Source organism: Streptomyces sp. NBC_01537 (assembly GCF_045040445.1).
GTDB lineage: Bacteria > Actinomycetota > Actinomycetes > Streptomycetales > Streptomycetaceae > Actinacidiphila.
In genome coordinates this window covers 83,675-97,006 of sequence record NZ_CP109392.1, presented here as the reverse complement: position 1 = coordinate 97,006, position 13,332 = coordinate 83,675, and the positions used below count along the sequence as shown (strand labels likewise).

At 71.8% G+C, this 13,332-nt stretch carries 12 protein-coding genes and 1 pseudogene; 9 read left to right on the top strand and 4 right to left on the bottom strand.

Features of this window, described 5'->3' with window-relative positions; genetic code table 11:
- Nucleotides 1-67: 67 nt before the first annotated feature.
- The gene (locus OG607_RS00420; RefSeq protein ID WP_405717238.1) at nucleotides 68-988 is read left to right on the top strand and encodes an NAD(P)H-binding protein; all 921 of its coding nucleotides are present in this window, start codon (nucleotides 68-70) and stop codon (nucleotides 986-988) included.
- Here the strand turns inward: OG607_RS00420 and OG607_RS00415 are convergent.
- Nucleotides 940-1,941, bottom strand: coding sequence for a ScbA/BarX family gamma-butyrolactone biosynthesis protein (locus OG607_RS00415; protein WP_405717235.1), 1,002 nt, complete (start codon nucleotides 1,939-1,941; stop codon nucleotides 940-942). The genes OG607_RS00420 and OG607_RS00415 overlap by 49 nt on opposite strands.
- A 529-nt stretch (nucleotides 1,942-2,470) precedes the next feature.
- Here OG607_RS00415 and OG607_RS00410 point away from each other — a divergent pair.
- The 4 genes from OG607_RS00410 (at nucleotide 2,471) to OG607_RS00395 (ending at nucleotide 6,331) form a co-directional block, all read left to right on the top strand.
- Nucleotides 2,471-2,674 carry an acyl-CoA carboxylase subunit epsilon gene (locus tag OG607_RS00410; RefSeq protein ID WP_405717233.1) on the top strand — a complete coding sequence of 68 codons (204 nt, stop codon included), beginning with the start codon at nucleotides 2,471-2,473 and terminating at the stop codon, nucleotides 2,672-2,674.
- A gap of 123 nt (nucleotides 2,675-2,797) precedes the next feature.
- Complete coding sequence (locus tag OG607_RS00405; RefSeq protein ID WP_405717230.1) at nucleotides 2,798-4,390, top strand: acyl-CoA carboxylase subunit beta; 1,593 nt, start codon at nucleotides 2,798-2,800, stop codon at nucleotides 4,388-4,390.
- Between the two features lie 11 nt (nucleotides 4,391-4,401).
- Nucleotides 4,402-5,022, top strand: coding sequence for a ScbR family autoregulator-binding transcription factor (locus OG607_RS00400; RefSeq protein WP_405717227.1), 621 nt, complete (start codon nucleotides 4,402-4,404; stop codon nucleotides 5,020-5,022).
- 454 nt (nucleotides 5,023-5,476) lie between these two features.
- Nucleotides 5,477-6,331 (top strand): BTAD domain-containing putative transcriptional regulator, encoded by an 855-nt coding sequence (locus tag OG607_RS00395; RefSeq protein ID WP_405717225.1) that lies wholly within the window; start codon nucleotides 5,477-5,479, stop codon nucleotides 6,329-6,331.
- 117 nt (nucleotides 6,332-6,448) lie between these two features.
- Here the strand turns inward: OG607_RS00395 and OG607_RS00390 are convergent, their stop codons facing one another.
- Both OG607_RS00390 and OG607_RS00385 read right to left on the bottom strand, forming a co-directional pair.
- Nucleotides 6,449-7,393, bottom strand: a complete 945-nt coding sequence (locus tag OG607_RS00390; protein WP_405717222.1) for a BTAD domain-containing putative transcriptional regulator — start codon at nucleotides 7,391-7,393, stop codon at nucleotides 6,449-6,451.
- 195 nt (nucleotides 7,394-7,588) lie between these two features.
- Complete coding sequence (locus OG607_RS00385) at nucleotides 7,589-7,786, bottom strand: hypothetical protein (protein ID WP_405717220.1); 198 nt, start codon at nucleotides 7,784-7,786, stop codon at nucleotides 7,589-7,591.
- Between the two features lie 306 nt (nucleotides 7,787-8,092).
- Between OG607_RS00385 and OG607_RS00380 the strand changes: the two genes are divergently transcribed.
- The 4 genes from OG607_RS00380 to OG607_RS00365 all read left to right on the top strand — a co-directional run bounded on the left by OG607_RS00380 (nucleotide 8,093) and on the right by OG607_RS00365 (nucleotide 12,339).
- Nucleotides 8,093-8,914: a BTAD domain-containing putative transcriptional regulator gene (locus tag OG607_RS00380; protein WP_405717217.1), complete on the top strand. Its 822-nt coding sequence runs from the start codon at nucleotides 8,093-8,095 to the stop codon at nucleotides 8,912-8,914.
- Between the two features lie 94 nt (nucleotides 8,915-9,008).
- Complete coding sequence (locus OG607_RS00375; RefSeq protein ID WP_405717215.1) at nucleotides 9,009-9,821, top strand: thioesterase II family protein; 813 nt, start codon at nucleotides 9,009-9,011, stop codon at nucleotides 9,819-9,821.
- Nucleotides 9,818-11,092, top strand: coding sequence for a beta-ketoacyl-[acyl-carrier-protein] synthase family protein (locus OG607_RS00370; RefSeq protein ID WP_405717213.1), 1,275 nt, complete (start codon nucleotides 9,818-9,820; stop codon nucleotides 11,090-11,092). The genes OG607_RS00375 and OG607_RS00370 overlap by 4 nt, the downstream gene beginning before the upstream one ends.
- Nucleotides 11,089-12,339, top strand: a complete 1,251-nt coding sequence (locus OG607_RS00365) for a ketosynthase chain-length factor (protein ID WP_405717211.1) — start codon at nucleotides 11,089-11,091, stop codon at nucleotides 12,337-12,339. The genes OG607_RS00370 and OG607_RS00365 overlap by 4 nt, the downstream gene beginning before the upstream one ends.
- Before the next feature lie 287 nt (nucleotides 12,340-12,626).
- Here the strand turns inward: OG607_RS00365 and OG607_RS00360 are convergent.
- Nucleotides 12,627-12,821 (bottom strand): annotated as a pseudogene (locus OG607_RS00360) (DUF6059 family protein); the annotation flags it as partial.
- Nucleotides 12,822-13,332: the final 511 nt, after the last annotated feature.

Below are 13,332 nucleotides of genomic sequence, written 5' to 3'. Positions count from 1 at the left end.
TGGCATGGGAAGCCATAAGAGACCGCCCGGTTTGTATCTTACAGCGGTTAACCAGGGAGGGAAGATCATGATTCTGGTCACAGGAGCGACGGGGACGATCGGCCGGGAGGTGGTCCGCCTGCTGCCGGCGCACCTGGCGGTCCGCATCCTGGCCAGAGACCCGGCGGCCGTCACCGGTGGATCCACGACGGCCGAGACCGTTCAGGGGGACTATGAGGACCCGGGGTCGCTGATGCGCGCGCTGAGCGGGGTGCGGGCCGCCTTCCTGGTGACGAATCGGATCGCGGACGACGACGCGCGCTTCTTGCGGGCCGCGCGTTCGGCCGGGGTGCGCCACGTCGTGAAACTCTCCGCCGCCGGGGTCACGGACGGCGAGGCCGAGGACCTGATCACCCGGTGGCAGCGCGGCAACGAGGAGCTGTGGCGCGGGTCCGGGCTGGAGTGGACCCTGCTGCGGCCCCGCCTGTTCATGTCCAACACCCTCTCCTGGGCGGAGTCCGTCCGTACGCACGGTGTGGTGCGGGCGCTCTACGGGACGTCGGCCAACGCCTGCGTCGATCCCCGCGACGTCGCCGAGGTGGCGGTACGCGCGCTCACCGGGGACCGGGAGCGGTATGCCGGGACGGCCCTCACGCTGACCGGGCCGGAGCCGCTCACGGCGGTCCGGCAGACGGCCCAGCTCGCCGAACTGCTGGACCGTCCGCTGCGCTTGGAGGAACTCGGTCCCGGGCAGGCGCGCACCGTGCTGGCCGAGCGCTATCCGCGGGACATCGTCGAGGCGATCCTGGAGCGGGCCGAGCAGCAGCGCCAGGGCGGCAAGAGCGAGGTGGACGGGACCGTTCCCGCCCTGCTCGGCCGGCCGGCCGGTTCCTTCCGCATGTGGGCCAGGCACCATCTGAGTGCTTTCCGTGCGTCGATGGAGCCGGTTTCCGCAGCCGGTCAGAGCCCGTGCGAGCCCGCCGTCACGATGGCGGAGAAGGCGGACTGACCGCCCTGACGGGCGGTCACGAGGACCGTCTGCTCGCCGGGGGAGGCCGCGGCCTCGAGCAGACGGGCCTCGATCATGCAGGGCGCGTCGAGCTCGACGTACCGCTTGAACCGGGTGGCGATGGAGAGCGGCAGATAGGAGGACCGGCCCAGCACGGCGGCCGTGGCCTGGCGGGCGGCCTCGATCAGCACCGTGCCGGGTATGTGGTCGACCGGGTGCTCGAAGAGCACGGGGTGGCGGGTGTCCACGCGCAGTTGCCAGCAGGCCTCCTCGCCGGTGGGGGAGAGTACGACGTCCATGGGCGACATGCGCCCGACGCTCTGCGGCGCCGCCGGGCTGATGAGGGGCAGCTGGTGCCAGTCCCCGCCGAACGTGTGGTCGCCGCGGACCCGCTGGTAGACCGCGGGCGCCAGACAGCAGTAGGAGCCGGTGCCCGTCGCGACGACGTTTCCGTCGCGGCGGAAGACCGCCTCGATGCGGAGCCCCGACAGCCGCCCGCCGCGTCGGGTGATCTCGGTGCACGTGACGTCGATGCTGAGCGCCGCGGGTGCGTAGCCCACCAGGAGGTGTTCCGGGCGTACGGCGATGTCGAGGTCCCAGATGACGAACTGGTGGCCAAGGGGCACACCGAACTCGGCATGGGCCAGCAGGATGCCGACCTGGCGGATCGTCTCGCAGGCGATGAGCGGGTCGTGGTACCCGTCCGCCACCGGGGTGAAGAAGCTGTGGCCGCGCGGCCACTGCGCGGTGATGCGGAAGTGGGTGTCGTCCACCCGCGCCCAGTCGGTGAGCAGAACCTCGGCGACGGCCGACCGGTGTACAAACTCCTTGGGAACGGTGCTGGTCAGGGTCGTGGCGCCGGCGACACGGGCTGTGACGGCGGTAACCGTGGCGGCCTCCCTCGTCCAGGTGTCGAAGGCTGTGCGCTCCATCTGAGACTTGCTCGCTGACATAGCTCCCCCTTGTGCTGCTGGAGTTGTGCTCGGCTTTTCCCCTCTGGCCCGGGAAGATACATACCAACCGGTTTAATTTCCAGGGTTTCTCAGGTGCCTCCACCAAGAATTAGTGGAGGCATTTACTCCGATTCGCCCGTTCGTCCTGGTGGGTGCCGTCCTCCCGAGCCCGGCGGCCGCCGGCCCTCCGATGCCGGGCGGGACCGCGTTGAGCAGGACGCGAGCCGTTCTTGAGCGGCGCCGGCAACGGCGTCCGCACCCGCGGTCCGCTTCTGGCCGGCCGCTCCTCCAAAACCCGCACAGACGGTTTGTTAAGCGCCTCGTGGACCCACAGGAACGGGGCGGCGCCGGAGCGGGTGCGGCTCGTTTTCGATGCGCCGGTCCCGCCCTGGGGCGGCCGCGCGCGGCGTGCCGTTGCCGACGCCGGCGTCCGCCGGCATCGAACCCGAACCCGAGCCCGTCTCAAGCGGGGCGAGAGCGGTTCATTAGCCGGGTGTCCGATGGTGGCCGCAGACCCCGAGGAGGGACAGTGGTCGAGTCGGACACCGGGAAGCTCGCGCTGCGGATCGAGCGCGGGTCGGTCAGCGAGGAAGAGCTGGCCGCGCTCACCGCCGTGCTGTGCTGGGCGCTGGCGCAGGAGGACGAGGTGGGCGGGGACGAGTTGCCCGATGTCCCGCTGTGGCGACGCGAGCGGTCCAGCTCGGTCTATCGCTCCCCTTATCACTGGCGGTAGCGCCGGTGAGGCATTTGTCCATGGCTGATTTCGTGTGGCCGCCATACTCCCGTTACACAAACCGCATTGGCGGTTTGTTACGGTGGGTTCGTCGATGGGGCCGCACCCTGGGAGGGACGTGTCGTGACCGTTGTGAATGACATTCCTCGGGCCTTCGCGGAGACGGCGGACGCTTACGGGCGTGTGGCCGAACTGCATGCGGTCCGTGCGCAAGCGCTCGCCGGGCCGAGTGAAAGGGCGACCGAGGCGCAGCACGCCAAGGGCAAGCTGACCGCTCGGGAGCGCATCGCGCTGCTGCTCGACGAGGGCTCGTTCAACGAGGTGGAGCAGTTGCGCCGGCACCGGGCGACCGGTTTCGGCCTGGAGGCCAAACGCCCGTACACCGATGGTGTGATCACGGGCTGGGGCACGGTCGAGGGCCGCACGGTCTTCGTCTACGCGCATGACTTCCGGATCTTCGGCGGGGCGCTGGGCGAGGCCCACGCGACGAAGATCCACAAGATCATGGACATGGCCATGTCGGCGGGTGCCCCGCTGGTCTCCCTGAACGACGGCGCGGGTGCCCGTATCCAGGAGGGCGTCTCGGCGCTGGCCGGCTACGGCGGCATCTTCCAGCGCAACACCAGGGCCTCGGGTGTCATCCCGCAGATCTCGGTGATGCTGGGCCCGTGCGCCGGTGGCGCGGCCTACTCCCCGGCGCTGACGGACTTCGTGTTCATGGTCCGTGAGACCTCGCAGATGTTCATCACGGGCCCGGACGTGGTCCGTGCGGTGACCGGCGAGGAGATCACCCAGAACGGCCTCGGCGGCGCTGACGTGCACGCCGGCACCTCGGGCGTGGCGCACTTCGCGTACGACGACGAGGAGACCTGCATCTGCGAGGTCCGCTACCTGCTCTCCATGCTTCCGCAGAACAACCGCGAGTACCCGCCGTGCGTGCCGTGCACGGATCCTAGGACCCGGCGCACCGAGGTGCTGCTGGACCTGGTTCCGGCCGATGGCAACCGCCCGTACGACATGGCCAAGGTGATCGAGGAGCTCGTCGACGACGGCGACTACCTGGAGGTCCACGAGCGCTGGGCGCGCAACATCGTCTGCGCCCTGGGGCGGCTGGGCGGCCAGGTGGTCGCCCTGGTGGCCAATCAGCCGCAGTCGCTGGCCGGTGTGCTCGACATCGAGGCCTCGGAGAAGGCCGCGCGGTTCGTCCAGATGTGCGACGCCTTCAACATCCCGATCATCACGCTGCTGGACGTGCCCGGCTTCCTGCCCGGTGTCGACCAGGAGCACGGCGGCATCATCCGGCACGGCGCCAAGCTGCTGTACGCGTACTGCAACGCCACCGTCCCGCGGATATCGCTGATCCTGCGCAAGGCCTACGGCGGCGCCTACATCGTCATGGACTCCCAGTCCATCGGCGCCGACCTGACCTACGCGTGGCCCACCAACGAGATCGCGGTGATGGGCGCCGAGGGCGCCGCAGGCGTCATCTTCCGCAAGCAGATAGCCGAGGCCGAAGACCCCGAGGCCATGCGCGAGCACATGGTCAAGGAGTACAAGGCCGAGCTGATGCACCCCTATTACGCCGCCGAGCGCGGCCTGGTCGACGATGTCATCGACCCGGCCCGGACCCGCGAGGTCCTGATCAACTCGCTGGCGATGCTCCGCAGCAAACACGCAGACCTGCCCTCTCGAAAGCACGGCAATCCCCCGCAGTAACGGAGCACTCGATGGCCAAACAAGAACGTGCGGTGCGAACGCGGGAGAGCCTGATCAGATCCGCAGCCGAGACCTTTTACCGCGAGGGCTTCGCGGTGGCGTCCCTGTCCGTGATCAGCGCACAGGCCGGAGTGAGCAGCGGAGCGCTGCACTTCCACTTCGCCAGCAAGGCGGCCCTGGCCGACGCCGTGGAGACCGCCGCGCTGGACCGGTTGCGGATCATCGCCCAGGTGGCGTCGAGGCAGGGGGCGGGCCGGCTCCAGTGCCTGGTCGATGTGACCCACGGGCTCGCCCTCGGGTTGCGCAGGGACGTGGTGCTGCGGGCGGGGTTCGGGCTGAGCGGCGACATGGCCCGCGTGACGCCGGGCGGCCTGCGTGAGCACTGGCGGTGCTGGGTCGAGGAGGCCGTGGCGGAGGCCGGGAAGGCGGGGGAGCTGCGGCCGGGGGTGGCGCCGCAGGACGCCGTGACCGCGGTGGTGGCCGCGACCGTGGGCTTCGAGACGCTCGGCGCACGGGAAGAGGTCTGGCTCACGCCGCGTACGATCGCCCGGTTCTGGGAGCTGCTGCTGCCGGCGCTGGCGGCGGGGGACCGCCTCGCGGCGTTGGAACCGGAAGGATCAGCCGGCGACTAGGAAAGACCGGTCGGTTTGTTTTCGTTCGCTGGTGAAATCTCGGCCCCGGCTGCCCATGCACCGCGTTTCAGCAGGTGAGGGCAGGTTCGGCAGGTGGCCCCGGCTCTTCGCGAAGACGCGAGGGGGCCGGGGCCGCTTGCGTGCGGCGGCCGGGAAGGTTTCGGCCATGTCGTAAAGACCCTCTTCCGCCGGTGTTCAGCTGGATCGTTGCGCCAACTTGCTGGGGAGCAGAGGCCGATTGGCACCCGGATGGGAGCAGCGGGGGTGGTCATGGAGTCAAGAAGTGGCTGGAAACAGTCTGCCAAACGCTCCGGATAGGTGTCTGGGATTGACAAACCGACTGCGCTGTTTTGTTATCAAGGGGTCCGGTTGGTTTTGCACCCGGGCCCCGGCAGCGGGAAACGCGGGAAACGCGCAGGCCGGGAACGGCCTCCAGGCGACCTTTGGGGAAAACGTGGACATCGAAGTGCTTGGTGCGCTGTCCGTTCATGAAAACGGGGTGTCGATCACACTGACGGCACCCAAGCCGCGGCAGGTCCTGGCCCTGCTCGCGCTCCACGCCGACCATGCGGTCCCCGTGGCCACGCTGATCGAGGAGTTGTGGGAGCACAACCCGCCGCGCAGTGCGCGCACCACGTTGCAGACGTACGTCCTGCAACTGCGCGAGGCCATCGGCGTGGCACTGGCGTACGGCGAGAACGAGCGCTGCACCCCGAAGGACATTCTGGCCACTCTCCCCGGCGGCTACCGCCTGGAGACCCGTGGCGGAAGCGTCGACTTCCGGGAGTTCGAGCGCAGGGCCGGTGCGGGCTACCGGGCGATGGACGCCGACGACTACCAGGGCGCCGCGCGCCGGCTGGCGGACGCGCTCTCGCTGTGGACCGGTCCCGCGCTCACCGACGTACAGGCCGGGAGCCGGATCGAGACGGAGGTCAGGCGTCTGGAGGAACTGCGCCTGTGCGCGCTCGACCAGCGCATAGAGGCGGATCTGCGCCTGGGCCGCCACCGCGAGCTGCTGTCGGAACTGACCGTCCTGGTCAAGCAGTACCGCCTGCACGAGAGCCTGCACGGTCAGTTCATGCTGGCACTGCACCGCTCGGGCCGACGCGGCGAGGCGCTCAACGTCTACCAGCGGCTGCGCACCATGCTCGTCTCCGAGCTGGGCCTTGAGCCCTCGGCCGCGTTGGGCAGGCTGCAGCGCTCCATCCTGATGGCGCACCCCGACAGTGCGGCCCCGCTCAAGGCGACTCTCCCGGTGACCGCTCCGGCGGGGGCCGGCGGCGGGCGGCTCGTGACGCGGACCAACTGACCGCCCGGGCCTGGCGACAGCCGGCGGCATGACCACTGAAGCCCTTCTCCCGGGCCCTCGAACGAGGGCCCGGGAGAAGGGCTTCAGTGGTCATGCACGGGGCGCCGAGGACGGCCGTCAGCGGCTCGTCACGCGGTCCATGGCCAACTGCTCGAAGCGGTCGGTCAGTTCTCGCTGCTGCCGGCTCAGCACCTCGACCTGGTGGCGCAGCCGGGCCACCTCGGCACGCAGCGGGTGCAGGCCCGCCGCCCCCTGCGTCTCTCCGGTTTCTCCGGGTGCCGGGTCCTGCCGGTGACGGATCGACTCCATACGGCCGCGCAGTACGGGCCCCGGCTCCACTCCGAGGTCGTGCACGAGCCGGCGTCGCGCCCGGTCGTAGACGCCCAGTGCCTCGGCCTGGCGCCCGCACTGGTACAGCGCGGTCATGAGCAGCTCGTAGAACCGTTCACGCAGCGGGTGGGAAGCCGTCAGCTCCGCCAGCTCGCCGGCGACCTCCCCGGCCCGGCCGGCCCGCAGGCAGGCGTCGTACAGCGTCTCCAAGGTGATCAGCCGGCTCTCCTCCAGCAGCGATGCCTCGGTCGAGCAGATGGTGCCGCGGCCCGCGCCCTCCAGTGCGGGGCCGCGCCACAGCGCCAGCGCCTCGCGCAGGACCTCGGCCGAACGGGCCGGGTCGGTGGCGGCCAGCGAGCGGCCCCGGGCCGTGAGGTGGTGGAAGCGCTGGGCGTCGGTGCCGGACCGGCCCAGGCGCAGTGCGTAGCCCAGCGGGCGGGTCACGAGCCACTCGTAGTGGCTCTCGCCGGAACCGGAACCGGAACCGGAACCGGGTGCGGGGACGGGCAGCAGTCGGCGCAGCCGGGCGATATGGCTCTGGAGGGCATTGGCGGCGTTGGCGGGCGGATGTTCGCCCCACAATTCGTCGACGAGCCGGTCCGAGGAAACGACCTGGCCGGCCTTCACGACGAGCGTACCCAAAAGGGCGCGCTGCTTGGCGCCGGCCGGTGTGATCCGTATATCGGCGCGCTCGCCGAAGACCTGGACGGGACCCAGGATCCCAAACTCCATCTCATCCTCGCACGGGGAGAGTCGGCAAGTACGCGGCCGCGGATCCGTACTCGGCATTCACTCAGAAATGGCCGGGGAAAGATCCTTGCGCTCTTATCGGACTCTAGGCGCTTCTCGGCGCCGGTGGAGGATTTATCAGCCGTACGCGGGGACTCGTGGAGTGTTCCTTGAGGGGGATTCAGGTGCCTGGCGTCTTCATGGCCGGTCGCCGGTCAGGTCCGGAAAGCCCACCTGCACCCCGCGCCGATGCCAGGCGCCCAGCAGCCGCAGCAGGGTCTTCGGATCGGGCAGGCCCTGCAGCCCGGGCGGGCCTGCGGCCTGGTCCCGGGCGAGTCGGTTCAGCAGCCCGCGGGTGAACGGGTCGGCGCCGCGCGCCGTCGAATCCGTTGCCATGGCCGGAAACCTAACAGCGCCCACTAGAGCGCCGAAAGAGAACCCGGTCGGCCGATACGGGTCTTTACATGACACGCCGGTGTCTTCTCGGCGCTATGTCGGCTGCCTGTGCGCCGGGTCCGGCGGTCCCATTGGAAGGTCGCTCAAGACGCACTCAATTTCTGCATATGAGACGGTCGGGGAAGGATATGGTGCCCCTCGTCCGCCGTCTACGGCAATGACAAGAAGGGCCGGAAGGCGACACTATCGAAAAACTCGAACACCGGCTTGTTGCCGAAGTCGGCCGGCAATGCGCGGAGGGGAATCATGAAGATCAAGGTACTGGGTCCGTTGAATGTCGAAGTCAACGGTATATCGGTCGTCCCGACTGCGGGCAAACCGCGCCAGATCCTGGCGCTGCTCGCGCTCTACCCGGGCAGGGTGGTGCCCGTGCCCACGCTGATGGAAGAGATCTGGGGCACCCACCTGCCACAGAGCGCGCTGACCACGCTTCAGACCTACATCCTCCAGCTGCGTCGCAGACTGGGCACCGCCATGGGCCCGGACGCGCCCGGCTCGGCCAAGGACGTGCTCGCCACCCGGTACGGCGGCTACCTGCTCCAGATCCCGGCCGAGGCGGTCGACGTGCGCACGTACGAGTGCCTGGTGGCGGAGGGGCAGCAGGCGTTCGAGGACGGCGAGGACGCCCGGTTGGCCAAGTGTCTGCGCGCGGCACTGGACCTGTGGGAGGGGCCCGCGCTGGTGGACGTACGCGTCGGCCCGATCCTCGACATCGAGGTGATGCGGCTGGAGGAGAGCCGGCTCGTGGCCCGCGAGCGCCGCATCGACGCCGACCTGCGGATGGGCCGGCACATCGAACTCATCGCCGAACTCACCGACCTGATCGCCCGCCACCCCCAGCACGAAGGGCTGCACTCGCAGGCGATGGTCGCGCTCTACCGGTCGGGCCGGCAGGCCAGCGCACTCGACGTCTACCGCCGGATGCGCCAGCGGCTGATCGCCGAGCTCGGCGTGGAGCCCTCGCCGCAACTCCAGCGGCTGCACCAGGCGATGCTCGCCGTCGACCCACGCCTGGACGTGGCCTGCGGGCCGCGGCGCACCTCGACCTTCGATCTGTACGCAGCCTGAATCGAGTACCGCTCAAGGCACACAGGTGACGCTCGGGCCGCGGCGGCGCCGTACGACCGACGTTTCCGCACAGCTTCCCCGAGGAGGGCGACCGATGGCTTCGCTGACGGCGGTAGAGGGGGTGGTGGGGCGGCGGGTACGGCTCCACTGCCTTGCCCACGCGGGCGCGGGGGTGGCCAGCTACCGTCGCTGGCCCGTCGCGGCCGGGCCGGGCGTGGACGTCGCGGCGCTGGTGCTGCCGGGCCGTGACAGCCGGCGGCGGGAGCCGCGCATCACCGAGCGCGCAGGGCTCCTGGCGGATCTGCTGCCCCCGCTGCTGGAGGCGGCCCGGTCCGGACCGTACGCGCTGTACGGCCACAGTCTGGGCGCCCTGGTGGCGTACACGCTCACCCGGGCGCTGGCGGACGCCGGGGTGCCGCCGCCGCTGTTCCTCGCGGTGGGCGCCTGCCTGCCGCCGCACGCCAGTGCCGCCCTGGTGGCCGCGGCGGAACAGCCCGACGAACTGCTGCTGCCCCTCCTGGGTGAGCTCGGCTCGCTGCCCAAGGGAGCCGCCGCCCACCCCGGCGGGCTATGGCACCGCAGTGTGCTGCCTGTCCTGCGCGACGACCTGCGCCTGGCCCGGGCACTGCGCCAGGCGGCCCTGGACCCCGTCACCGGAGGATCCGTGGATCTGCCCCTGCTCGTCTTCGCGGGCAGTGACGATCCGCTCGCGGTGCCCGCCGCCCTTGAGGAGTGGCGGCGCTGGACCACCGGGCCGATCACCGTACGCACCGTCGACGGCGACCACTTCTTCGCGGGCGCGGACGTACTGCCGGCCCTGGTCGGCGAGGCCTGCCGCGAGTACGAGGCGGCGGATGCCGCCGGGGCGGCGGCGCGCGCGAGCACGGGCGCGGGGGGTGTGCGGTGAAGCGCGTGGTCATCACAGGGGTCGGCGTGGTGGCCCCCGCAGCCGTCGGCACCGCCGACTTCTGGTCCCTGCTGACCTCGGGCCGTACCGCCACCCGGGGCGTCACCCTCTTCGACGCCGCCAGCTACCGCTCGCGGGTCGCCGCCGAGGTCGACTTCGACGCCGCCGCGCACGGCTTCACCCTCGCCGACACCGAACGCCTGGACCGGGCCGCCCAGTTCGCGCTGGTCAGCGCCCGGGAGGCGGTGGCCGACAGTGGCCTGCACGCCGTACTGGCCGCAGGGAACCGGCTGCGCACCGGGGTCAGTCTGGGCAACGCGGCAGGCTGCACCACCGGGCTCGCCACCCAGTACGCGCTGCTGAGCGACTTCGGCAGGACCTGGACCGTCGACCACTCCCGGGCCGCGGAGTGCCTCTACGACTACTTCGTGCCCAGCTCGCTGGCGGCCGCCGTGGCCCGCGACAGCGGCGCGCAGGGCCCGGTCAGCCTGGTCTCCAGCGGCTGCACCTCGGGCCTGGACGCGATCGGACACGCCGCCGAGCTGATCCGCGAGGGCAGCGCCGACGTGATGCTCGCGGGCGGGGCGGAGGCACCGATCTCTCCCATCGCCATGGCCTGCTTCGACCGCATCCGCCTCACCAGCCCCCGCAACGAGGACCCCACCACCGCCTCGCGCCCCTTCGACCGCACCCGCGACGGCTTCGTGCTCGGCGAGGGCGCGGCCGTGGTGATCCTGGAGGAGTTGGAGCACGCGCGCCGCCGGGGCGCCCACGCGTACGCGGAGCTGTCCGGCTTCGCCTCGTACAGCAGCGCGCACCACATGACGGGGCTGCGGCCGGGCGGCCAGGAAATGGCCGACGCCATCCGGGCGGCACTCGACGAGGCGCGGCTGAACCCGGTCGACGTGGACTACATCAGTGCGCACGGGGCCGGCACCCTGCACAACGACCGGCATGAGACACACGCCTTCAAGCAGGGACTGGGCGACCACGCCCGGCGCGTCCCGGTCAGCTCCATCAAATCGATGATCGGACACGCACTCGGCGCCGCCGGGGCCCTGGACGTGGTGGCCAGCGTGCTGGCCATCGAGCACAGTACGGTGCCGCCGACCGCCAACCTGCACGAGCCCGACCCGACCTGCGACCTGGACTACACACCGCTGTTCGCCCGCGAGCAGCGCACCAGTACGGTGCTCAGCGTCGCCAGCGGCTTCGGCGGCTTCCACGCCGCCACCGTGCTGACCCGGCCCCGGCTGCGGGAGACGCCATGAGCGGCGTCAACGGCGCGAGCGGGGGCGTACGCAGCCCGGTCCGGGCCCTGGTCACCGGCATCGGCGTGGCCGCGCCCAACGGGCTGGGTACCGAGGCCTGGTGGAGCGCCATGCTGGAGGGCCGCAGCGGCATCGGCCCGATCACCCGCTTCGACGCCTCCGGCTACCCGGTGCGGATCGCGGGCGAGATCCGCGGCTTCGTCGACGAGGACCACATCCCCAGCCGCCTGCTCCCCTCCACCGACCGGGTCACCCGCCTGAGCCTGGTCGCGGCCAAGGAGGCCTTGGAGGACTCGGGTGCCGACCCGGCCGCGCTGCCCGGCTACCGGGCGGGCGTGATCACGGCCAGCTCCGCGGGCGGCACCGAGTTCGGCCAGCGAGGGCTGGAGGCATTGTGGGGCAAGGGCGCCCGGTACGTCAGCGCGTACCAGTCCTTCGCCTGGTTCCACGCGGCGGGAACCGCCGAGATCTCCATCCGGCATACGCTGCGCGGTCCCGCCTCCGCCATGGTCAGCGAGCAGGCGGGCGGGATCGACACGCTCGCCCGCGCCCGGCGCGAGATCCGCAAGGGCGTGGGCCTCATGGTGACCGGGGGCGTCGACTCGGCGCTGTGCCCCTGGGGCTGGGCCGCGCACCTGGCAGACGGCCGGCTGAGCACCGACCCCGATCCGGCGCGGGCCTACCGGCCCTTCGACGCGCAGGCCCGCGGCCATGTCGTGGGTGAGGGCGGCGCGCTGCTGGTGCTGGAGGACGCGGCGGCCGCCGCCGCGCGCGGCGTCAGCGGGTACGCCGTGGTGGCCGGGTACGCGGCGACCTTCGACGGCGGGCCCGGGGAGGAGCGGCTCAGGGAGGCGGCCGGACTCGCTCTGGCTGATGCCCGGGTGAGCCCGGACCAGGTGGACGTGGTGTTCGCCGACGGGGCCGGGGAGCGGGCCGCCGACCGGGCCGAGGCCGAGGCGCTGGCCGCGCTGTTCGGGCCGCGCGGGGTGCCGGTGACCGCGCCGAAGTCGATGACGGGCCGGCTGGGCGCCGGGGGTTCCTCGCTGGACCTGGCGGCGGCGGCGCTCGCGCTGCGCGACAAGGTGGTGCCCCCGACCACCGGGACGCGGCGGGTCGCCGCGGACTGCCCGCTGGATCTGGTGACGGGCGCGGCGCGGGAGCTGCCCGGGCTGCGGACCGTGCTGGTGCTGGCGCGCGGGAGGGGCGGGTTTAACTCGGCCGCGGTGTTGCGGGCGGCCGATGCCTGAGCCGGCCTGCGGAAGGGTGCAGGCCGGTTGTTCGCGGACCGGCGGCTCGACGGACCGGCGCCGCGGGGACCGCACGCGCCGGAGAGGGAGAACGCACGGAGCGCTTCTGACCGGCTGAGAGGCTGTCGGGCGACCTGCGATCGGGCGGCCACGCCCCGGCACGCACGCTTTCCGATCGCAGGTCGCCCGACAGCCTCTGAGCGCTGACGAGGAGGGCGCGGACGAGTCCGGGGCCCCGCGCCCGTACGTCGCCCTCGTGGAGCGGGCATTGGGTTCAGCTCGCGCCGCAGCCGGCGCTCCAGCGGGGTCAGCGGCAGATCGGGCCGCATCCGGTCCGGGTGTCCCGCCGGAGCGCGTCCCCCGTCGGGCCGGGGGGCCGGGCAGCCGTCCATACCGCTGTGTGCCACGGCAGGCAGCAGCCCGAGGGCGATCAGCCCGTCCCACACGGCGCGCACGAACGGGCACGGGTGCCCGGGGGGCATATCGCCTCCAGGGCGTCGGCCGCCGACCGGCGGGCGGGCGCGCGGGATGTGCGGTCACGATCCGCCCCCTTGGGCCGAGAAGCGGATGCGGACGGCCGGAGCGCGGGTGGATGCCCGGTGCATGCCCTGGCGCGGCGCAGTGGAGCTCCGGCCGGGCTGAACCGCCGCACGGACGCTGATGGACGGGCGGGTGCTGTCGGCCGGTCCGGGACTCGTGGGACCAGAAGGAAGCGTGAGCCCTGTTGCGCCGTGCCGCGGATGAGGAGAACGGGGCCGGGTGCTTTCGCGGCGCGGTCCTCGCGGGGGTCGCGGAAGTCTTGGACGCCCCGGCGGCGCGCCGCCCGAAGCCGCCCACCAGGACGGGGTGGCCGGGTGGGCGGCGGTCACGAGCCGGGCCGGGGGAGGGGAGCTGCCCCGGGACGCCGCAGGCGTTGTCCGTCAGGTCGACGCCGCCTGGGCTTCCGCCCGGAGAGTCTCGGCGGCCGGGCTCGAGGACGGCTCGGGCGGCGGG